This window comes from Halalkalibacter flavus (assembly GCF_036663575.1).
GTDB lineage: Bacteria > Bacillota > Bacilli > Bacillales > Bacillaceae_D > Halalkalibacter > Halalkalibacter flavus.
In genome coordinates this window covers 1-20,716 of record NZ_JAWRVK010000015.1, presented here as the reverse complement: position 1 = coordinate 20,716, position 20,716 = coordinate 1, and the positions used below count along the sequence as shown (strand labels likewise).

The window sequence follows — 20,716 nt, the reverse complement described above, 5'->3', positions numbered from 1 at the left end:
CCTTTTATTGTTTGCTGTTTAACACTTGAGCGATATGCATGACCTTAATAGGCTTTCCCTGACGTTCAATTCTTCCACCAATATTCATCAAACAGCCACAATCGGCTCCAATTAAAACTTCTGCTTCCGTCTCTTCGATATGCTCAATTTTCTCATTGACCATCTGCTCTGAAATCGGCATCATCTTTACTGAAAACGTTCCTCCGAAGCCACAGCATGTCTCTTTATTTGGAAGACTGGCAAACTCTAATCCTTCTACATTTTCTAATAATTTCATAGGAGCATCCTTTACCCCTAAAAGGCGTGTCATATGGCAGGATGTATGGTACGTTGCTTTCTTATTGAAAATAGCTCCAATATCATCTTTCTTTAACACATCTACAAGAAATTGAGTAAATTCAAACGTCTTTTTTGCTAATGTATTCGCTTTTTCTTTCCATACTGGATCATCTTCAAACAAATGGCTGTATTCATGAATCATAGCCCCGCAAGAGCCTGAAGGAGTCACAACATAGTCAGCATGGTCAAATGTTCGAATCATATGCTTGGCAACGTCCTTTGTTTTTTTGTGATAGCCGCTGTTATATGCTGGTTGACCACAGCATGTTTGTGCTTGTGGAAAATCGACTTCACAGCCGTTTTTCTCAAGAATTTCAATAACATCTTTGCCGACACCTGGGTAAAACACATCAGCTAAGCACGTTACAAATAAAGATACTTTCATTGTTCTCCCCTCATTTCAGAGATTTAGTAAGGTTATTTACAAAGGTAACAATACCATTTGTCATAAGTCGCATATTTGACCGCTTTCTCAGCTACCGCCAACTTTTCTTTCACATTTCGTACTTCTCTTTCAAAATAGGAGCTTCATTTTCATTTTCTTTTTGCTGACGACACCACCTTGACTACGCTGAAGTTTCCCTTCACTTTCTAACTTCTCAAGGTCACGACGAATCGTCTCTTCTGTTACTTTAAATACTTGACTTAATTCAGAGACATGGATACTGCTCTTTTTTTCATTGACTAAATCTATAATCTATTCACGCATCTAAGCTACGAGCATTCTATCATCTCCTGAAAAAAGATGTTTTCATCTTTGATGTTACAATTCTTCGATTCAATTTTATCATTATTTATAGAAATAAGTAAAAAATGCAGTATAAAAATAGAATGCTAGAAATGGTACCCATGTTCTAGCATTCTAATAATTTTTGATTTAGGTATTAGTTCGATAAGGCCTTACTTGATAAAACAACAAGTAAAGGCCACTAATAAGTCAACTAAATTGGCTACGCGTTAATTTAGGTACATACAACGATAAAAAGAAAGATCGTGCCAAGCTAAACAAAACAAAAGCCAACCAAATACCATGCTGTTGATAAATAGGTACGAATAACCAAATTGCTAATAAAAATAAGATTAATGCGAGAGTAATGGAGTTTCTAACCGACTTTGCCTCAGTAGCTCCTGAAAAAATCCCCTCTAATTGCAATCCCCAAAATCCAACAAACGGGAATATGAGCAACCAAATTAAAAGATCGTTAGCAACGAGCCTTACATCAAGTAACGTTGTAAATAATGCAATGATCGGTTCACCAAATAATAAGATAACAAAAAACAATACAAACGCCGAGCCAAATCCCCATTGTCCAGATAAAGAAAATGCTCGTTTATAAAGCAAGAAGTTCTTTCCTCCTATAGCTCTTCCAACAAGAATACTTGATGCATTAGCAAAGCCGCCAAATAAATAAGCCATAATATAATGAACTTGTAATAAAATTGCATTGGCTGCTAGTGTAATTTCTCCCATACTTGCACCTTTTGCTGTAAAGACTCCAGTCATAATTAATAAACAAACAGTCCGTAAGAAAAAATCTCTATTTACTTTTAGCATCTTTATGAGAGGTTTAGACTCTAGTATCATTTGTAGATTTATGTGTGAAAACTTTCCCTTATTTGCTTGCACAATCAGCCAGGCTCCAAACAGAACAGCACTGATTTCAGAGATGACTGTCGCATAAGCTACTCCTGTAACGCCCATCCCTAATCCTAAAACAAAAACAATATCTAAAATGATATTTAAAAGATTCATCGTAATCTGAGTTGCTAAAGCTAAGCGAACTTTCCCCGTTCCAATCAGCCAACCAATCATCACATAGCTTAGTAGAATAAAGGGAGCTCCCCATATTCGGATCGAAAAATAAGTAGCAGCAAAACTTGATACCGCTTCGCTACTCCCAAATAAATGTAAAGCTATTTGTAAAATAGGCTGTTGTAAACTGATAAAAAGCAATCCAAAGATCATAGCTATCATCATTGGTCGTAGGAAAGATAAAAGTACCTCGTTTTGATTGTTTGCCCCTTCTGCTTGTGCTGTAAATCCACTCGTACTCACTCGGAGAAAACCAAGCAACCAATACATCGTATTAAAAATGACAGCTCCAATTGCTACTCCACCTAGAGCAGCCGGGTCAGGTATTTGACCAATTACAGCTGTATCAACTGCACCTAATATCGGAGTCGAAATCCCAGAAATAATGAGTGGGACTGCGAGCACTAAGTACTCCCTATGAGTAAAAGTCTTCGTTTTCTTTAATTCTAGTGATGACGATGTCGCTAACTTCATATGTTTCTCCTTCAATCATGTCTATCGTTCCTTCTCTTATTCAATCGACGCTGCTTGAATCAAAGCCTTCGTATAAGGATGACGTCCCTCATCATATATTTCTGACAACTCGAATTGATCGACAATAGAACCATCTTTAAGAACCATCACCTTATCACATAAAAACGAAACCGCTCTAATATCATGAGAAATAAAAAGAATCGTCATGTTCGTTTTTTTCTGCAGCTCTTTCAACAAACGTAAAATTTGCACTTGTACTGTAACATCTAAGCTTGCAGTGGGTTCATCGCAAACAAGAAGAGATGGTTCAATACTTATGGCTCTTGCGATACTAACTCGTTGTTTTTGTCCTCCACTTAATTCTCCCGGATAACGATCCACCATTTCTTTATCTAATCCAACTATCTCTAAAAGCTCTTGGGCTATTTCTTTCCTTGTAAGACCTTCTACTTTTAAAAAAGAGGGAGTGATTTCCTTAAAATTATCTAATGGCTCAAGTAAACTTTTCCAAATGGGCAATTTAGGATTCAACGTACTTGTCGAATCTTGAAAGACCATTTGGACACTTTTCCGAAACTGCCGTAAATCGGAACGTTTCCTCGGGGCTATCGTTTTACCATGGTAGGTGATGCTGCCTTCTTTATAAGTTTCCAATCCTAATAAAATTCTTCCTAACGTACTTTTCCCACTACCACTTTCCCCTACAATTCCTATGCATTCCCCTTCATTAACACGAAAGGAAATATGATTCAATGCTTGAACCTGTTTGGAATATTGTTTGAAAAGACCTTCTACAACTAAACTCATACAGATATCACTCTTTCTGTTACTAACGTTTCTCCAGGAAGAGCGAGTAAACAAGAACACAGCTTTTTGGTATAAGGATGTTGGTGATGACAACGAATTTGTTCCGGCAGTCCTTCTTCAACGATTTCGCCTTGATTCATGACATACATTCGATCCGTTCGCTTATATGCTTGGGCTAGATCGTGAGTAATCATTAAAACTGCACAGCCGGTTTCTTTGCGAACTTTATCAATATAATGTAATACCTTTTCACCATTCATCACATCTAGTGCCGTTGTCATTTCGTCACATATTAATAATGAAGGCTTTAGCGAAATGGCGGTTGCAATCGAAGCACGTTGCAATTGTCCGCCACTTAATTGAAATGGATAACTCAGGTAGACTCGTTTTGAGTCTAAACCCATTTCATCAAGAACTTGCAGAGCTATATTTTGTGCCTCTTTTTTTCGAACCTTTTGATGTGTACAGATTGTTTCAACCATTTGCTTTCCTATTTTAATGAATGGAGTAAAGCTCCCACGATAATCTTGAAAGATCATACCAATTTCATTTCCTAAAAGTTGACGGTGCTCTTCTGTAGAAATCTTTACTAAGTCGCTATTTTTAAAAAGAATCCGACCATTTATATTCATTCCATGTGGAAGAAGACCCATAATGGCTCTAGCTGTTAAACTTTTCCCACTGCCACTTTCACCGATGAGACCGACAATCTCCCCTTTATTCACCTCAATATGGACGTTTCTTAAAAGAGTTTTTTCACCGGCTTTTATTTTAATATACAAATCTTGAATTGATAGTAGAGATTCATTCACAAACCATCCCTCCCTTTTCGGATATCAAAGTAACTTTTCAGCCCATCTCCTAGTAAATTACAACATAAAACAGTTAACATAATGGCAAGCCCTGGATAAATCATTAAAGAAGGGACTACTTGAAAATATCCTCTTCCATCATTAAGCATTGCTCCCCATTCTGGGATTGGTGGTTGTGCTCCAAGACCGATATAGGATAATGCCGAAATTAGTAAAATCACTTTTCCTACATCGATCGCAGCCATGACAATAATGTCTGGCATGACTTGTGGAAGCAAATGCATACGAATTGTTTTGAAAGAGCTAGAATTAGAAACTTTTGAAACTAAAACATACTCTTTTTCTTTTTCAGCCAAGACTAATCCACGAACTACACGTGCATAAACAATCCACCGTACTAAAACAATAGCAATAATAATATTCGTCAAGCTAGGCCCTAACATTCCAGCAATAGCAATTGCTAGTATAAAGTCAGGAAAAGCTAAAATACCATCTATGATTCTCATAAAAAAGGCATCAATTTTTCCACCGATGTAACCAGAAAGAAGTCCAATGGGAACACCAATACAAATGGCCATGACAATGGCAAACATCCCTAACCCGATTGTCAACTTAGCACCATAAATAATTCTTGAAAATACGTCCCGACCTAGTTGGTCCGTCCCAAGCAAGTGTTCAGAAGACATTCCTTGTAACCTATTATTCATATCAATTTGAAATGGATCATGAGGAACAAACGCACCCCCAAAAAACGTTACACCTGCAAGAAAGAGCGCTAGGACGATCCCTATACTCATATTAGGATTACGGATCAGTCGAGAGGTTTTCATCATTGCTGTTTCCATTACCCTACTTCCTTTCCTTGCTTTATTTGTGGGTTAATCATTAAGTACATGACATCAACAATAAGATTTGATATCACAACTAAAAATCCCACTATAATAATATAACCTTGAATCACAGGATAATCACGCTGCATGACGGCATTTACAATCAATTCCCCCATCCCCGGCCAGGAAAAGAGGATCTCAATAACAGTAATTCCTCCAAGAAGACTACCAATGCTTAATCCAAACATTGTAACTAGAGGAATGAGACTCCCTCTAAGGGCATGAAAAAGAAGAATTCGCTCTTTCCGTAACCCTCTTGCTTTTGCTGCTTCAATATACGAGCTCTGTAATGTAGCAATAAGTCTTTCTCGTAATAACCTAATATACATTGGGGACATAGCAATGCCTAGTGTAATAGATGGCAAAACAAAATGAGCCAATGTACCTGTTCCCATGACAGGTAAAAGGTTAAATTTTAAAGAGAAAACATAAATTAATAGCAATCCTAACCAAAAACTTGGAATAGAAGCTCCCATCATTGCGATCCATCTGCTTACATAATCCGGCCAGCGACCTTCATAAACAGCTCCTAACACTCCTAATGGAACGGAAATGATAAAAAGTACCACCATGCCTCCTATCGTTAAAGCAACTGTTGCTGGCAATCTACTCATAATCATATCCAGTACCGGTCTTTTCGCAATGACCGATTCTCCTAAATCAAATTGAGCAACATTCCAAAGCCACTGACCGTATTGCACTAAGATTGGTTGATCATAACCAAATTCTTTCATCAATTTCTCTTCTTCTATTGTTGTCGATATCATATCGTCTACTTTTAGAATCGCTCTAATTGGATCACCCGGTGTGATTTTCATCAATAAAAAAGTCACAAATGATAGCACTAAGATCATAATAATTAATTGGACGAATCTTGAACCAATAATCGACAAAACCCTCATTTTCTTCACCTACCAAATTCTTATAAACTAACAAGAAAAGTGAAAGTGTCTTAAAAGGCACTTTCACTTTTCCACTATTCTACATCCATAGTATTTGTAATTAGGTAGTACTCTTCAGAGCCAGGGCTCCAGTTTTTAATTCGTTCACTAACTCCTACAATGATATGAGGATATAAAATAAATGATTGTGGAACTTCTTCCTGAATGATCTCAACCGCTTGCTTTTGCAAGGCAACTCGTTCATCAACGTTAGCTATTACATTTAATCGTTGTGTTAATTCATTTAGTTCTGGAATATTGATTTGCCCTGGATTCAAAGACCCCTCTGGTAAGTAGGCAACATTTAAGAAATATCCACCGTCTCCCCTAGGAGCTGTTAGCATCGAGTACGTCGCAAGATCCCATTCATCTTGTTGATCCCATAAATAACTATCAATATTTTCAACTGTTACAATGTTAATCTCTATTCCAATATTTGCCGCTTCCGCTTGCAAGTATTGCGCCATTAAAGGTAGTTCAGGTCTTCCTTGAAATGTTGCCAATGTTAATGTAAGAGACTCTCCATCTTTTTCTAATTTCCCATTTTCATTTTTCTCATATCCAGCCTGTTTCAATAAGGCTTCTGCTTGAGATGGATCGTAACTTTCTGGCTCTTCATTATTTGCGAATGCAAAGTCAGGGTTGAACGGTCCATTTGCAGCTGTTGCATGTCCATTCATGATTTCACTTACTGCGACGTCACGGTTTATTAGTAGATCGATCGCTTTTCGAACGTGTAAGTCTTGTAAGGCAGGTTTTGCTGCATTATACAGAACGAAATGAGCTCGCAAACTCGACACCGATTCAACACGAAGGTTATCATTAGCTTCAACTGGATCTAACGTCTCAGGAGGCAAATGATAGGCTATGTCAGCTTCACCTGATTGAAGGGCAAGTGCACGGACATTTCCATCAGAGTTAAACTTGACCGTCACTTCATCTAAATTTGCTGCTCCATCCCAATAACCGTCATATCTTTCTAGTTTCACTTCTGCTTCCGATGTAAAATCAACTACTTGGAATGGACCTGTTGCTATTGGTTGTTCACTAATATTTTCTGCATCAACCTTGATGATGGAAGCATTTGTATGTACCAATTCTGAGACAAAAGCCGGGTACTCTTCGGTAGTAGTAAACGTAATATCCTGGCCACTTGCTTCCATTGTGTCAATTTTTAGATTGGATGCAAGTGCGTCGTTGACTTCCATTATACGCTCAAACGAAGCTTTTACCGCTTCCCCATTAACTGCGGTTCCATCATGGAATGTGACTCCCTCTCTAATTGTAAACGTCCATGTTCTATCATCGTTTTGTTCCCAAGATTCAGCTAACCATGGTTTGATGTCTAAATCTTCATCTACCTTCACTAACGTCTCTGCAATTCCTGCACGTACACCCATCCAATCTTGATGTGGGTCTATTGTTGTAGATGCAAAGCTAAACAATAGCGTTATTGACTTATCACCGGTTTCAGAAGATATTTCACTTTCCCCTTGCGAACTAGGATCCTCGCCTGAGTTACACCCCGTAACAAAAGCAAGAATCATAGCAAAAACGAGATACATCATTAATTGTTTTTGAAACATTACTCCACTCCTTTTTTTAACCACATGTACATATAATAGAACAAATCGTAACGATTATTATTTCCACTTATCTAATTTACTTTAAGAAATTACTGAATGTCAATCATAAATCGTAACCATTATGAAATATTTTCTAGTTTAATTAAGATTCTATTATTTTTTTTTCATAGAGCAGCAAAAAAAAGTTGTCCCAAATGTTTATTACCTTTTAGGACAACTTCAAAGAATAATAGCCGTACGGACTTTTCTTCTTTTCCTCTTTAAGCCACTTTGGAATAATTTTAGCTATAAAAATTGTCTGAGGTTTTTCATAATATTATTCTTCCGGACTATTATTTGTGATGTTACAATAGAACCTTATTATGAATTTAGAAAGAGTGACAGCTTATGGTAGAATCAAACAAGCATCAATTTTTTATTGCGACAGGTTGCCTTATTTTGTTTATTTTTATAGCTATTCTTTCCTACCGTAACCAATTGGTTTTTTTTGATCAAACGATTATTTCGTGGGTAACAGAGAATGCATCCCCATTATTAATCTTATTCATGGAATGGATTACGAAAATCGGTTCAGGCGAGGTCATTTTAGTTACAACTTTCGCTATTGGTTTTTATTTATTAGTTAGAAAGATGTGGGGATATGCTCTATTTTTATTTACAGTTACATTTGGTGGTATCGCATTAAACTTCCTTCTTAAAATCCTGTTTCAACGGGAAAGACCCGGCGAGATGAGTGTAATTGAGGTATTCGGTTACTCATTAGAAGTTGCCTCCTATAGCTTTCCTAGCGGTCATACTATGAGAAGTTTTATTTTCTTTTCATTCTTAATTTATATTTGTATTCATATTATCAGAGATTCGTTCACAAAGGTTTCGTTTACCCTTCTTTTCATTTTAATGATTGTTTTGGTTAGTTTAAGCCGAGTGATTGTAGGAGCACACTTTCCATCAGATATTCTTGCAGCGGGAACGGTATCCATTGCGTGGTTCTATTTTTGTTTGCTATTCCTTCGCTTTTTGTTAAAAGGCAGAATATCCTATACGTAAAGTATTCATTACCTAGGATAAGTAAATGGATGTGAAAATTCCAAACACGTTAAAGGCGCCAAAAATGGCGCCTTTACTTATGAACTAATGATCGATAGTCAATACAGCATTTCGTACAGCCATTCCAAGAAAAAACTTTTCTTTGCTTATGTATACAAGATATACAAAGCAACCGTTCACAATAAGGACATTCCTTCCCATTTGACTCTACTTGATCAATAGATCCGCAATCTGCGCAACGTGATATCGCCATATTAACCTCCTCCTCCATACAAGAGTATGGAGGGACATACAGACTTAGACCTGAAATATTTTAAATAAAAATTCTCTTAGCTGAACAAGAAAATATACACAGAAAAGCATTACCTTTCCTGTGTATATCAACAAATTGACTATAATAAAGCTAGCTATAAATGAGGCTACTGAAAAAGTCATTTTTAGTCAATTCGAGGAAGCAGCAATGGCTCCACACGTTGCGCGCCTGCTATGAGAAACCCACTCATAACAGGCTTTAAGACAAAGCAACGGTTCCGCTCATTGCTTAAAGGCCATTGAAAAAGGTCAAAACCGTACCTTTTTCAGTGGCCTCTCTATAAATCAGCCTATCTATCCATACTTGCCCAAAACCTATTTGCCATATCAACGACATCGCTGCTCCCGCGGCCTTCAACCATTAAGGTGACAAGAAAATCGCGATTGTTAACATCTACACTTGTATACCAACCAATTTCGTCACCCTCCGTACCTTGAGTGTCTTTAATCTCTGCAGTTCCTGTTTTTCCAGCAAGTGTACGAGTATGTCCCGTGCTTCCTCTGTATGCTGTCCCATTTGGCTCATTAACTACCGCAAAGAGTGTTTCTAATACCGTTTCTGCTGTACTTGGTTCTATAACGTGTTCTTTCCATGGTTTCGACTCACTTTCCATAAAAAGTATCGGTTGAATAATGGTACCCTCATTTACGAACATTGTATATAAACTACTTAAATGAACAGGGTTCATTTGTACTTCTCCTTGTCCATAACCCGTATCAGCTAAAAGAATTTCATCATCAAGTCCTTCGTTTACAATCTGTGAATCATTCAGTGGATATTCAAATGTAAACTCCTCTGAAAAACCAAGCTTTTCAGCCCAAGCTATCATTCGTTCTGTCCCAATTTCTAAGGATTTTTGCGCAAAATATATGTTATCGGAGTACTTCATTGCCTCTTTCAAATCAACGTCAGTAACATTTGGGTTAACTCGAGTTACTTGATAGTTCCCCCAGCCACTATTAGCTCTCCATCTTTCGCCTTCTATGTGTACAACTTCATTTGGATCAAGTTCGTCTTCCTCCATTCCTATAGCAGTTGTAATCGGTTTAAACACAGACCCAGGAGAGAATGTACGATTAAAGCGGATCAGATTTACATTCCGTTCATCTTCAATCCAAGCTGTACGTTCAGGTGATCTCGTTTTTAAATAAACTTGATTCGGATCAAATACAGGTCGACTAACAAGTGCAGTTACTTCGCCTGAAACTGGATCCATGACAACACCGGCCCCTGCTTCATCACCTAATGCATCAAATAATTTTTTTTGTACATTCACATCAATCGTTAAAATTAAATCTTTACCGTCTTTCGGCTCTTGATTCATAAGAATATCCCGTATCTCGCCATTCGCATCAACGACTCGTACTTCAAAACCAACCTCACCACGGAGTTGTTCCTCATATGCGGTTTCCAATCCAAATCGACCAATATGTTTTCCAGCTCCGTAACCAGGCCAATCCTCACGCTCCAAGTCTTCTGCATTTACCTCTCTAAGGTCTCCTGTCAAGTGAGCAGTCAAATGAGCATAAGGGTATTCGCGTCCTGGTCTAGTATCCACAACAACACCTGGAATGTCGGCTTCATCAATTTCATGAATACGTTCATCATTTAATGGGACGTACATGATCGGTGCAAGCCAATCTGGATTCGTATCCTTATAAACAACAGCGAGTTCTTCCACTTCTTCCGCTTTTAGACCAAGAATATTAGCAAGTTGTTTTGCTTCCGCTTCTAAATCTTCAATTTTTTCGTACTGAAAACCAATCCGTCGATATTGGCCGTTGATGGCAAGAGGCTCACCATTTCGATCAAAAATTTGCCCACGATTTTCTGGAGTTATTGTTTGGTAGACGATTTCATCATCAATCGATTGAAAACTTTCAAAGAGATGGTTCGGTTGCCAGCTTACAAACCAATCATCAACCTCTTCTCCCTCTTCATTTGTTTGCAACTCTCTAACTACTTGTACTTCTGAATCATATGTAATTGGGCCAACTAATGTCTCTAACTGTGCAGTAACTGGATATGTAAGGTCACTAACTTCTTCCCAATCAATCTTTTCTTCCTCAAAGTTTCTTGGTTCGTAATTGATTTCAATATTTGAAACTTCCATCTGTTCATGAACTTCAGTATATTTTTCAGCTAACGTTACACTCCCGTTTGATACTTCCTCTTGAGAAGCTAATGTGAGGAAACCGACTATTTCATCATATTGCTGATTTTCCCAAGCATGAATATACCCCTCAACTACATCTTCAGGATTTGGGTCATCTGTAGAACACCCAATTAATAAGAGTGCACTAACTACAACAACATACTTCTGAAACTTTCTTTTCATTTGTACCCCCCACATATATGTTAATCTATTCTTATTTTAATAGTTTTATTATCCATTTGCTACCATTTAAAACTATTTCAATCGGAGTATCTTTTTAAACAAAGAAAAAGAGACACAAGCAACCGCCATGTATCTCTTAAAAATCATTATTTAAATATGGTTGAGATGACCTCATCTAACGACATGTCACTGGTAATTTCAAATGTACCTGGACGCAATGAATTCGCAAGCCCGCGACTTTCTACTTCATTAAAGAAAGCCATTGAATTATCAATAATATCTGCTCGAACAAGAGCATTTCCTACATCAATACTCGTCATTCCTGATGAAACAGTTAGAATCAACTTCGTACGGTATTCAACCGTTTCGTTCGTTTCCTCTGTTTCCTCTGTTTCTTCATCTCCTTGACTCGCAATGCTTGCTTCTGCTTCTTCATAAGCTTCAGCCGCAACATATTCTAGTTGCTCTTGCCATTCTTCTTCTGTATAAATGAAATATCCTTCGGCTGCTAATGTGGTTTTCATTTCATCTATTGACATCTTCTCTTCTGCTTGTGTTTGAACTACATCACTTGATCCGAAAAAGTAAACTGCTCCGCAAACGCTTGCTGCAATAAGCATCCCTCCAGCAAAGCTCCGCAATGAGTTAGCTGTCATTGGCTACTTTTCTCCTTTCGTCTTTCTCTTCTAGGTAAGGAGTAAGCAAGAGTCTTACTTCATTTTCAGTTAACTCTGTTTCTGTAGCAATCCCTTCCAATGAATATCCGCGCTTATGTAAGTCTAGTACTTCACGCATTAAGATTCTTTGTTTAGGAGAAACAGATTGTTTTCCTTTCTCATTTGCAGAAATTTCAGCATCAAGCTCAAAATCACGCATTTTCTTCTGTAACTGATACACTTCTTCCATTATCGAAATAGAGAATTGTTCCAATTCTTGTTGTGCTGCTTTTTGAGATTGCCTAGTTTTAGAAAACGACAAAATGAGCAACAAAATGGCTGAACCAAACAGTATGGCTAACGTCCATTCCATCATAATAGAATCCTCCCTTATATGAATCTATTTTCACTCAAGATTTTATTATACAATGTTTATGTCAAAAATTCGATCGAAAACAAGAAAATACGACAAAGGTCAGATGTTTGTAACAAAAATGACAAAATCCTAGGATATTATCATAACTTAATGCCTAGTAATAAAACGGTTAATCAATCATTTGTTTACAAAAAACCATGCCTCAAATTGTGAGACATGGTGTCTGTACTAAGATCCTAAAATATTCTGTATAAACATACGAACTACGTCGGCTCCTCCAATGATAGACCCTAACGTGCTACCTAAGTTTGCCAACACAACAACAAGTAAAATTCTAGTTACAGAGTTGCTCCAAAAACCTTTTACCGTAAACACATCGTCTGATAAATTTTCAAAATCCCCAACTTTCGGTTTTCGAATATACGCTTCGACAAAACCAGCAAACCATCCGGCTGCAAGAAGTGGATACAACGAAGTAAGTGGCGCTACGATAAAGGCTGTAGTGACCGTTAACGGGTGGCCAAAAGCAATAGCTGCCCCCATTGCAGCAAAAAAGCCATTCCAAAGTACCCAACTCATCGTTAAATTTACACCAACAGCAGGGTTAGCATAGAAGGTATAGCCAATAATTCCTAAAATAAGAAGTGGGATGAACCATGCAATTAATTTAGGTGCGACAGACTTAGGCGGTCGCTTGGATAAAGAGTCTAAATCATGATCTCTTTTAATTTCTTCTTTAATACCAGGAACATGGGCAGCACCTAAAACAGCAACAATTTTGTTGCCAGGTGCTTCTTTAATCTTTTGTGCTAAATACTGGTCCCGTTCATCAATTAATGGTTTCTTTAATTTAGGAAAGGCAATTGTAAATTCATGAAGCATCGAATTGAGCATATCTTTTGATTTCATCTTTTCCATTTCTTCTTCGGAAATTTCATCTTTGCTAAAAACACTATAAATAATTTCCATCATTAGTTTTGCTCTTCCCCATAATCCCACACCATGCCAAATTCTTGCAAAAGTAATTTGGATATTGCGATCAGCAAGGACAAGGTTAGCACCTATTTCTTCTGCAGAATCAATCCCTTGTATCATTTCTTGACCAGGCTTAATTCCAAATTGTTTAGCCATTCTCTTTTGAAATGAACCTATAATTAAGTTCATAAGTAGAAGAGTTGCTTTCTTTTCTTTGATAACCTTAAAGATATCCATGTCTTTCCATTTATTAGCATCCTTTATGGACTGATATCTTTGATCATCTAACTCCACACAAACCGTGTCAGGTTTCTCTAATTCAATCACTTCTTTTACTTGTTCTGCACTTTGCTTTGATACATGTGCCGTTCCAATAAGAATTAACTCTTTCCCTGATATATGTAATCTTGTTATGTTTTGTTCCGACATAAATTACCTTCCTTTATGTATTCTCTCTAAGTATATATGTCTTTTGCATATTTTCCATTTTAACACTTTTTATTGTACTGTAGGAAAAAATAAAACTTTTTTATTCCGTTAAGGCTGTAATGAGACTACTCAAAAACAATTTGGTCTTAAATAATAGTGTTTTATTGTAAAAAATCATTAAATCTGCAAAAATAATATGGTTGATAAACTTTATTTATAAGGCTATTTTCGTAAAGATTGTTGCTATGATATAGTTTTTCCGGAGTAAAATGGAGCGGAAATCACTCGACTCCTGCGGGATGCATAGGGGCGAGACCCCACAGGCGCAGCCGAGGAGGCTCGGCACCTCCCCGCGGAAAGCGAGTGGATGGAGCTCAGGTGGAACGAACATGTGAAGGGCACGTAACCCATAAAAACAACAAAGTATGCGAAAACAGCCATTTATAAAAATAAAAGCTTGTAGGTGACAATATGATAGAAGTTAAAAAATCAAAACTTAGCGATGGGGAATTTAATCGAGGTGTCTTTGCAACTAAAGATATAAAGAAAGGGCAGCTCATTCACACAGCCCCTGTCCTCCCTTATCCTAATGAACAGCACATTTTAATTGAACATACAGTTCTTTCCGATTACGTCTATGAGTATGGAATTAATCACGGGGCCATTGTTTTAGGATATGGAATGCTCTTTAATCATTCATATACTCCAAATGCCACTTATGATATTAATTTCGAGGCCCATACATTTGATTACTATGCATACACGGATATAAAAGCAGGAGATGAGATCTTGATTAACTATAATGGCGATGTCAATGATACGGAACCTCTTTGGTTTAACAAAGAACAGGGTACAGAAAAAGAGGAATAAACGGAAATAACCTTTATAAAACCCATATAACAAAGTAAGCCTGCCTTTAGGAAACTCTCCCTCAAGCAGGCTTACTTTTTCTTTAATCTGTTTCTATTTCATGGTCTTTCTTTCGTCTAAATAACCTTTTCCACCAATTTGTAAAGTTGTCCGTGTAAATGTACATAACTGGTACAAGGAGCAATGTAATAAATGTCGAGAAGGATAAACCAAATACGATAACAGTTGCCATCGGCGCTTGAAGTTCTGCACCTTCACCAATTCCAATTGCAAGTGGCACCATGGCAAGAACCGTTGTGAGCATCGTCATTAGAATGGGACGTAACCTTGTAGGCCCTGCCTGTAAAATGGCTTCTTCTCTCTCGAGTCCACGCTCTCTTAGCTTATTAATGTAATCGACTAGTACAATGGCATTATTTACAACAATACCTGCTAGCATAATGACCCCAATAAAGGCAGGTGCACTTAGAGGTCTGCCTGTTAAGACGAAACCAAGTATAATTCCAATAAATGTAGCAGGAAGACTAAACATTACAATAAATGGATACAACACTTTTTCAAACTGGAATGCCATAACCGCATAGACTAAAAAGATAGCAAGAGCTAATGCTAGAGTAAGATCAAAAAAAGCATCGAGCATCATTTCATAATCTCCACCTGTTTGATAATCATACCCTTCAGGGAAAATGTATTGATCAAGCTCCGCTTCTATCTCTGACATAACACTTCCTAAATCCCGATCCATAATATCGCCTGTTATTGAAACACCGCGCGTTTGATCTTGTCGATTTATCACATTTGGCCCCTCAGCCTGCACAAATTCTGCAACATCTGATAGAGAAATCATATCTCCTGTTGGAGTTAAGATAGGAAGGTTTTGAATTTGGTTATAATTTTCTCTGTATTCAATCGGCAAAATAACTGAAATATCGATCTCCTGACCTTCTGTTCGCATTTGTGTTGCAACAACCCCAGTCACACTGTTTCTAACTGTTTGCATCACATCTCCATATGATAAACCGTATTGTGCAGCTACATCACGATCAACATGAATTTGCACTTCAGGTCTTGCATCCCCCATAGAATGCGTAACATTGTTCGTACCAGGGACGTTATTAATGATTTCTTGAATATCGTCAGCAACAAGTCTTAACGTATCAAAATCTTCGCCACGAACTTCAATTTCAATCGGGTTTCCACCCATACCATCACTTTCAAAGGCCATCACACTAAGATCGATATCAGGAAGAGTCTCAGAAAAATCACTGAAACCTTTTATCACATCATTTGTCGTGACATTTCGTTCACTTGCTGGTACAAGACGGATGTAGAGGTCTCCACTATTTCCTCCTCCACCTCCCATTCCCATCATTCCCCCTCCACCAACAGAGGAATAAATGACTTCTGTAACACCTGTATTTAATAAATACTCTTCAAGTTCGATTAACGATTCTCTTGTTTCTTCTAAAGATGTACCAGTAGGCATTTCAAAACTAGCTGTTATTTCACCCTGATCAAACGCTGGGATTAATTCTACTCCTACGAATCTTACTCCACCCAAACTAGCAATAAGTAAGATTAATGTACCAAAAACAATTGTTTTTTTGCGTCTGATTGCCCACTTTAACATCTTTCGATAGAAGTTATCGACACCATCAAAGAATTGTCCAATACGGTCGCTTACCTTCCCAAACCCTTTAGGCTCTTCTACCACAGCTATCTTCGGCAACAAAAGACCGGATAACATAGGTACAATCGTTAAAGCAACAACCAAAGAAGCAAGCAGAGTAAAACCGACCGTAAGAGCTAACGGCATAAACAACTCTGCAGCAATACCACCAGTAAAAACAATCGGGACAAAGACAACTAAACTTGTTAATGTTGAGGCAATTACAGCAGAAGATACTTCTGATGCCCCTTTTTTGGCAGCTTCAACACGGCTGTAGCCTCTTTCACGGTATTTATAGATGTTTTCCAAAATGACAATCGAGCTATCTACCAATAATCCTATACCTAGTGCTAATCCACCAAGAGTAATAATATTAATCGTTTGACCAGCAAAATATAGTAATGTAAATGCTGAGATTAACGCTATTGGAATCGATAAACCAATAATTAATGTACTTCTAAAACTTCTTAAAAAGACTAGTAGAACGATAATTGCCATTGATCCACCTAGAATCATATTCATAACAACACTTTGAATAGAGTCTTTGATGAACTCGGCCGAATCCATAATTTTTGTTAATGACGCACCTTGTGTTAACTCTGATTCGATCGTCTCTAATTGATTTGACACAGCATCTGAAACATCTACTGTATTCGCATCCCCTTGCTTTACAATATCAATGCTTAAAGTAGGTTCCCCGTTGACATAAGCTAAAGAAGACACCTCACGGAACGTATCATTCACGTCTGCAACTTCAGATAACTTTATCGTCCCCCCTGTTTGAAGAGGAATGTTAATGTTTTCAATATCTGTTGTTGAGCGGAAATCACCAACGATTCGAAGGGGCACTTCTTGTCCTCCGCGTTCCACCTCACCTGCAGGAGAACTCATGCTTTCTCCACCAATAATTTGTGATAGCTGAGTTAATGTCACACCATAATTTTGTAACATTCTCACGTCAGGCTCCACAACAATCTCTCTTACTTGTGCACCCGTTAATTCAACTTGACCAACTCCAGGTATTCGTTCAAGCCGAGGGATAATACTATCTTCTGCAATATGCGTGAGTCTCGTTAAATCCATTTCTCCCGAGACCCCAATCTGCATAATTGGCATTTGATTTGGATCAAAGCGCATAACACTTGGGTCACCAGCCCCTTCTGGCAGCCCTTGTCGAACCATATCAATCCTATCTCGCAAATCTAACATGACCGTATCCAAATCCGTATTAAAATCATACATTAATAGAATAAGAGATTGATTTTGAGCAGAAATTGACTGCATCGTGTCTAAACCTTCAGTAGCACTCAACGCACCTTCGAGAGGTCTAGTAACTAAATTCTCAACTTCTTGAGGCGCAGCACCGTTATACGGTGTCATGACAACAGCAATTGGCAAGTCCATATCTGGCATTAAATCTACCTTTAACCCAGATAATGAAACTCCTCCTAAAATCATCATCACAAGAGCAATGATGATGACGCCAACTGGTCGCTTGACAGATTCATTAATCAGTTTCAACTACAGTACCTCCGTTTTAATTACCTTTAGTAGAAGATCTTTCAACATTCTCGATAGATTGTTCTTCACTTAACTCTTTTTCATCATCTAGACCTTCTTGTTCGACTTCTTTATCGTCTTGTTCTTCAAACGACGGATTAATATCGTTACGAATATTGATCAGTGCACCATCATATAACTGGTGACTCCCTCTTACAACAACGTATTCTCCTTCTTGTAAACCACTTTCAATCCCAAACCATTCTGCCGTTTCACCATTAATTGAAAGGTCGCGCCTTTCTACAGTTGTACCATCTATAGTTACATACACAAATGTTTCATTATTCTGTTCAATGACTGCATTTACAGGTGCAACAACTTGTTCATTATCCCCACCAGTTTCAATCAACACTTCTGCAAGCATACCTACACGAAGATTGTCATCTGGATTCGCAAGTTCAATCTCAACAGGATATGAACGAGATTGTTCAGAAGGTAGCAAACTTATATAGTTGATCTTGCCTTCATACGTTTGATTGAATGACCTAATATGAACTACAACTTCTTGTCCTTCCTTTAAATTAGGAAGCTGAGATTCGTTAACATTTACTTCAACTACTGGTGAATCCATTTGTACTAGTTGTAAAAGCGGTGCTTGAGGTGATGCCATTTCCCCTACGCTGACATCAAGGCCTGTAACTTGACCAGACATCGGCGCCTTTACAACAGCATGTGTTTTTTGTTGTTCTGCCATATCAACAGAAATTTCAGCTTGTTTTACAGAGGCTTCAGCTGCTTTGATTTGATCGGTTGATTTTGCTTGTTCTAATCCCATCTCAGCTTGTCTTACAGCAGCTTTTGCTTGTTGTTTATCTTGTTCAGTCGGCATACTTCCACCTAGTAAACTAGCAAAAACGGCCTGAAGCTCTTCAGGCACTTCAGAAAGATCAACATCCGACGAATCTTCAGCATTTGAAATCATATTGTACGTATTCTTTGCTTGTTCTACCTGCATTTCTGCTTGCTTTACACTCTGATCTCTCATGGTTTTGGCACTAGTTAGACTCGCTTGGGCAGCTTCTAATCCTGCACGCGCTTGAGCAATGTTTAAATCTGCATCTGTTGTATCTAACTCAAAAAGGGTGTCCCCACGTTGTACCGTATCACCATTTTTGACGTGTACCGCTTTTATTTCACCTGCCAACATCGGTAAAACAGCCATATGTGAGCCGGCCATTACATGTCCTGATAAATTCACGTCATTAGTTAGCGTTCCTTTTTTTATTTCTTCTATTTCAACTGGATGAATAGGGGCTTGCTCTTCATCTGCTGATACACTATTTTCATTCATCTGCGAGCTACACCCAGCTAACATAACTATAGTCATTAACATTAATGCTACCCAAAAGTTTCTCTTACTTACCATGCATTTGCCCTCCAATTAATTAAAATCGTTATACCTTTAGAATAAGCCTTTTCACCTATTTAACTTGTTAATAAATGATCCAAGTAACATTCTATCATTAATAAATGAACTGAATATGAACTAATTTATGAACTTACATTTTATATAAGACTCTCTAATGATTGATCGTACCAATCTAATATGAACTGAACATGAACTATAAATAATTTCGTTTATCTGACTGATAAGCTGTCAAGGCTAAGGATGATATCACTTTTGATAATAGCATAGAGAAGTTGGAGGGATTTATGGTTTCTTTTCGCGGGGACGCACATAAATTTTATTTAAAAATAAAAAAGAAGTATCAAAAAGGCTTTAAACTTGAGGAATCGAAAGAGCTTCAAGAATTAAAGGAAATAAGACATTTTTACCAAGTAATTGAAACACGGACACTTGGAAATATTCATTATTGGATTTTAAAAGAAAAAAGTGGTTCTGGGTTAATTCCGATTTTAGTAACCGCTATACCTTGGGTGCTCTTTATATTTGGGAATCAAGTACAAGAGTTCTTTAAGAACGATGATGGATACCTCTGGTTACTGTTTGTCTTTATTTATTTAACAGCCGTTACAATTAGTGTTAGTATTCACTTCCGAGAACGATCGTGGGCAACCGTACACTCAAAGATTATTGAGGATATTATTGAAGAACGAGAACAGGAACAAAATCGTTCCAATTCCAATTATTGAAAATTTTTAATATGTATAAAGATTCCTGTAAGGTCAAATGACCCTATAGGAATCTGATTAAACTAAGTCTAATGCCTGATTTAAATCTTCCCATATATCTTCCCACGCTTCTAGCCCTATCGATAAACGAAGAAGCTCATTGGAGATACCCATCCGTAATCTTTCTTCAACTGGGATGAGCATGAGTCATTGAGACCGGATGTTGGATAATTGTTTCAGCATCTCCAAGACTAACCGCAATAGGAATAAGCTGGAGATGATTAACTACGTTGACTGCATCTTCATATGTCCTTTTATCTCAAAAGAAAGAAGACCTCCTCCTTTTTTCATTTGCTTTTATGATTCCAATTAATGGTGATGAGACTGCTGCCATACCAGAGCCAAATGCTAGTGCTGCCTCCCCTACTTCTAGTTGCGCTATACGTTCTTCCTTCAAGGACTGAAACGGTTGGATTAGAAATCCGTGAATAAATATACCCAGGTTCTTGTCCTGAAAATCGTTTGGCCCCTTTTTCCATAGAAGGAAACATAAATGTTGATGTCTGATAAATTGGTGTTGTTAAACTATCTAAATGTTGTTTTGCATCATACCCAGAATGAACAACTTTCGTTTCAAAATGATAATTCTTATTCCTATTCATCATTATCCTCCTCGTATTATATCTTTAAGAGCTCTCATTTAGAGATTTCCAGTTGATCCGGATTAACAAGAACCCTTTAAATGAAT

General features: G+C 37.6%; 18 protein-coding genes and 2 pseudogenes. 3 read left to right on the top strand and 17 right to left on the bottom strand.

Going from position 1 to position 20,716, the window contains the following annotated elements; genetic code table 11:
* Positions 1 to 4: 4 nt before the first annotated feature.
* The 8 genes and pseudogenes from SAY88_RS11435 to nikA form a co-directional block, all read right to left on the bottom strand.
* Positions 5 to 724, bottom strand: coding sequence for a (Fe-S)-binding protein (locus SAY88_RS11435; RefSeq protein WP_332631938.1), 720 nt, complete (start codon positions 722 to 724; stop codon positions 5 to 7).
* A 71-nt stretch (positions 725 to 795) separates the two neighbouring features.
* A pseudogene (locus SAY88_RS25980) lies at positions 796 to 1,036 on the bottom strand (DeoR family transcriptional regulator); the annotation flags it as partial.
* Positions 1,037 to 1,276: 240 nt separating this feature from the next.
* Positions 1,277 to 2,626 (bottom strand): MATE family efflux transporter, encoded by a 1,350-nt coding sequence (locus tag SAY88_RS11425; protein ID WP_332631936.1) that lies wholly within the window; start codon positions 2,624 to 2,626, stop codon positions 1,277 to 1,279.
* A gap of 36 nt (positions 2,627 to 2,662) precedes the next feature.
* On the bottom strand, positions 2,663 to 3,433 hold the full coding sequence (locus SAY88_RS11420) for an ABC transporter ATP-binding protein (protein WP_332631934.1): 771 nt from the start codon (positions 3,431 to 3,433) through the stop codon (positions 2,663 to 2,665).
* A complete protein-coding gene (locus tag SAY88_RS11415; RefSeq protein WP_332631932.1) occupies positions 3,430 to 4,245 on the bottom strand; it encodes an ABC transporter ATP-binding protein in 816 nt (271 codons plus the stop codon). Before SAY88_RS11415 ends, SAY88_RS11420 begins: the two co-directional genes overlap by 4 nt.
* Positions 4,242 to 5,090: a nickel transporter permease gene (nikC, locus tag SAY88_RS11410; RefSeq protein ID WP_332631930.1), complete on the bottom strand. Its 849-nt coding sequence runs from the start codon at positions 5,088 to 5,090 to the stop codon at positions 4,242 to 4,244. Before nikC ends, SAY88_RS11415 begins: the two co-directional genes overlap by 4 nt.
* Positions 5,090 to 6,037 (bottom strand): nickel ABC transporter permease, encoded by a 948-nt coding sequence (gene nikB / locus SAY88_RS11405; RefSeq protein ID WP_332631928.1) that lies wholly within the window; start codon positions 6,035 to 6,037, stop codon positions 5,090 to 5,092. The genes nikC and nikB overlap by 1 nt, the downstream gene beginning before the upstream one ends.
* A 74-nt stretch (positions 6,038 to 6,111) precedes the next feature.
* On the bottom strand, positions 6,112 to 7,662 hold the full coding sequence (gene nikA / locus SAY88_RS11400) for a nickel ABC transporter substrate-binding protein (RefSeq protein ID WP_332631927.1): 1,551 nt from the start codon (positions 7,660 to 7,662) through the stop codon (positions 6,112 to 6,114).
* A 387-nt stretch (positions 7,663 to 8,049) separates the two neighbouring features.
* On the opposite strand from nikA, the gene SAY88_RS11395 reads away from it, so the two are divergent.
* Complete coding sequence (locus tag SAY88_RS11395) at positions 8,050 to 8,709, top strand: phosphatase PAP2 family protein (RefSeq protein ID WP_332631925.1); 660 nt, start codon at positions 8,050 to 8,052, stop codon at positions 8,707 to 8,709.
* Between the two features lie 73 nt (positions 8,710 to 8,782).
* On the opposite strand, the gene SAY88_RS11390 is transcribed toward SAY88_RS11395, so the two are convergent.
* The 5 genes from SAY88_RS11390 to SAY88_RS11370 all read right to left on the bottom strand — a co-directional run bounded on the left by SAY88_RS11390 (position 8,783) and on the right by SAY88_RS11370 (position 13,796).
* Positions 8,783 to 8,962 (bottom strand): hypothetical protein, encoded by a 180-nt coding sequence (locus SAY88_RS11390; RefSeq protein WP_250095539.1) that lies wholly within the window; start codon positions 8,960 to 8,962, stop codon positions 8,783 to 8,785.
* A gap of 349 nt (positions 8,963 to 9,311) precedes the next feature.
* Entirely contained in the window at positions 9,312 to 11,360 is a 2,049-nt protein-coding gene (locus SAY88_RS11385) for a peptidoglycan D,D-transpeptidase FtsI family protein (protein WP_332631923.1), read from the bottom strand.
* 146 nt (positions 11,361 to 11,506) lie between these two features.
* Complete coding sequence (locus SAY88_RS11380) at positions 11,507 to 12,016, bottom strand: hypothetical protein (RefSeq protein WP_332631922.1); 510 nt, start codon at positions 12,014 to 12,016, stop codon at positions 11,507 to 11,509.
* Complete coding sequence (locus SAY88_RS11375; RefSeq protein ID WP_332631920.1) at positions 12,006 to 12,392, bottom strand: hypothetical protein; 387 nt, start codon at positions 12,390 to 12,392, stop codon at positions 12,006 to 12,008. The genes SAY88_RS11380 and SAY88_RS11375 overlap by 11 nt, the downstream gene beginning before the upstream one ends.
* A gap of 228 nt (positions 12,393 to 12,620) precedes the next feature.
* Complete coding sequence (locus SAY88_RS11370) at positions 12,621 to 13,796, bottom strand: TraB/GumN family protein (protein ID WP_332631918.1); 1,176 nt, start codon at positions 13,794 to 13,796, stop codon at positions 12,621 to 12,623.
* Positions 13,797 to 14,267: 471 nt separating this feature from the next.
* On the opposite strand from SAY88_RS11370, the gene SAY88_RS11365 reads away from it, so the two are divergent.
* The gene (locus SAY88_RS11365) at positions 14,268 to 14,666 is read left to right on the top strand and encodes an SET domain-containing protein (RefSeq protein WP_332631916.1); all 399 of its coding nucleotides are present in this window, start codon (positions 14,268 to 14,270) and stop codon (positions 14,664 to 14,666) included.
* A gap of 82 nt (positions 14,667 to 14,748) precedes the next feature.
* Here SAY88_RS11365 and SAY88_RS11360 read toward each other — a convergent pair whose 3' ends face one another.
* Positions 14,749 to 17,856 (bottom strand): efflux RND transporter permease subunit, encoded by a 3,108-nt coding sequence (locus tag SAY88_RS11360; protein ID WP_332631914.1) that lies wholly within the window; start codon positions 17,854 to 17,856, stop codon positions 14,749 to 14,751.
* Between the two features lie 16 nt (positions 17,857 to 17,872).
* Positions 17,873 to 19,261: an efflux RND transporter periplasmic adaptor subunit gene (locus SAY88_RS11355; RefSeq protein ID WP_332631912.1), complete on the bottom strand. Its 1,389-nt coding sequence runs from the start codon at positions 19,259 to 19,261 to the stop codon at positions 17,873 to 17,875.
* Positions 19,262 to 19,548: 287 nt separating this feature from the next.
* Between SAY88_RS11355 and SAY88_RS11350 the strand changes: the two genes are divergently transcribed.
* Positions 19,549 to 19,989, top strand: a complete 441-nt coding sequence (locus tag SAY88_RS11350) for a hypothetical protein (protein ID WP_332631910.1) — start codon at positions 19,549 to 19,551, stop codon at positions 19,987 to 19,989.
* A gap of 57 nt (positions 19,990 to 20,046) precedes the next feature.
* Here the strand turns inward: SAY88_RS11350 and SAY88_RS25975 are convergent.
* Positions 20,047 to 20,325: pseudogene (locus SAY88_RS25975) on the bottom strand (PLP-dependent transferase); the annotation flags it as partial.
* A complete protein-coding gene (locus tag SAY88_RS25970) occupies positions 20,316 to 20,630 on the bottom strand; it encodes a PLP-dependent transferase (protein ID WP_431308863.1) in 315 nt (104 codons plus the stop codon). The pseudogene SAY88_RS25975 and the gene SAY88_RS25970, both read right to left, overlap by 10 nt.
* Positions 20,631 to 20,716: the final 86 nt, after the last annotated feature.

Bases quoted from the DNA above. Each gene is read 5' to 3' on its own strand.
- SAY88_RS11435 (WP_332631938.1), bottom strand. From the start codon at position 724: ATGAAAGTATCTTTATTTGTAACGTGCTTAGCTGATGTGTTTTACCCA.
- SAY88_RS11425 (WP_332631936.1), bottom strand. From the start codon at position 2,626: ATGAAGTTAGCGACATCGTCATCACTAGAATTAAAGAAAACGAAGACT.
- SAY88_RS11420 (WP_332631934.1), bottom strand. From the start codon at position 3,433: ATGAGTTTAGTTGTAGAAGGTCTTTTCAAACAATATTCCAAACAGGTT.
- nikC (WP_332631930.1), bottom strand. From the start codon at position 5,090: ATGGAAACAGCAATGATGAAAACCTCTCGACTGATCCGTAATCCTAAT.
- nikB (WP_332631928.1), bottom strand. From the start codon at position 6,037: ATGAGGGTTTTGTCGATTATTGGTTCAAGATTCGTCCAATTAATTATT.
- nikA (WP_332631927.1), bottom strand. From the start codon at position 7,662: ATGTTTCAAAAACAATTAATGATGTATCTCGTTTTTGCTATGATTCTT.
- SAY88_RS11395 (WP_332631925.1), top strand. From the start codon at position 8,050: ATGGTAGAATCAAACAAGCATCAATTTTTTATTGCGACAGGTTGCCTT.
- SAY88_RS11390 (WP_250095539.1), bottom strand. From the start codon at position 8,962: ATGGCGATATCACGTTGCGCAGATTGCGGATCTATTGATCAAGTAGAG.
- SAY88_RS11385 (WP_332631923.1), bottom strand. From the start codon at position 11,360: ATGAAAAGAAAGTTTCAGAAGTATGTTGTTGTAGTTAGTGCACTCTTA.
- SAY88_RS11380 (WP_332631922.1), bottom strand. From the start codon at position 12,016: ATGACAGCTAACTCATTGCGGAGCTTTGCTGGAGGGATGCTTATTGCA.
- SAY88_RS11375 (WP_332631920.1), bottom strand. From the start codon at position 12,392: ATGATGGAATGGACGTTAGCCATACTGTTTGGTTCAGCCATTTTGTTG.
- SAY88_RS11370 (WP_332631918.1), bottom strand. From the start codon at position 13,796: ATGTCGGAACAAAACATAACAAGATTACATATATCAGGGAAAGAGTTA.
- SAY88_RS11365 (WP_332631916.1), top strand. From the start codon at position 14,268: ATGATAGAAGTTAAAAAATCAAAACTTAGCGATGGGGAATTTAATCGA.
- SAY88_RS11355 (WP_332631912.1), bottom strand. From the start codon at position 19,261: ATGGTAAGTAAGAGAAACTTTTGGGTAGCATTAATGTTAATGACTATA.
- SAY88_RS11350 (WP_332631910.1), top strand. From the start codon at position 19,549: ATGGTTTCTTTTCGCGGGGACGCACATAAATTTTATTTAAAAATAAAA.
- SAY88_RS25970 (WP_431308863.1), bottom strand. From the start codon at position 20,630: ATGAATAGGAATAAGAATTATCATTTTGAAACGAAAGTTGTTCATTCT.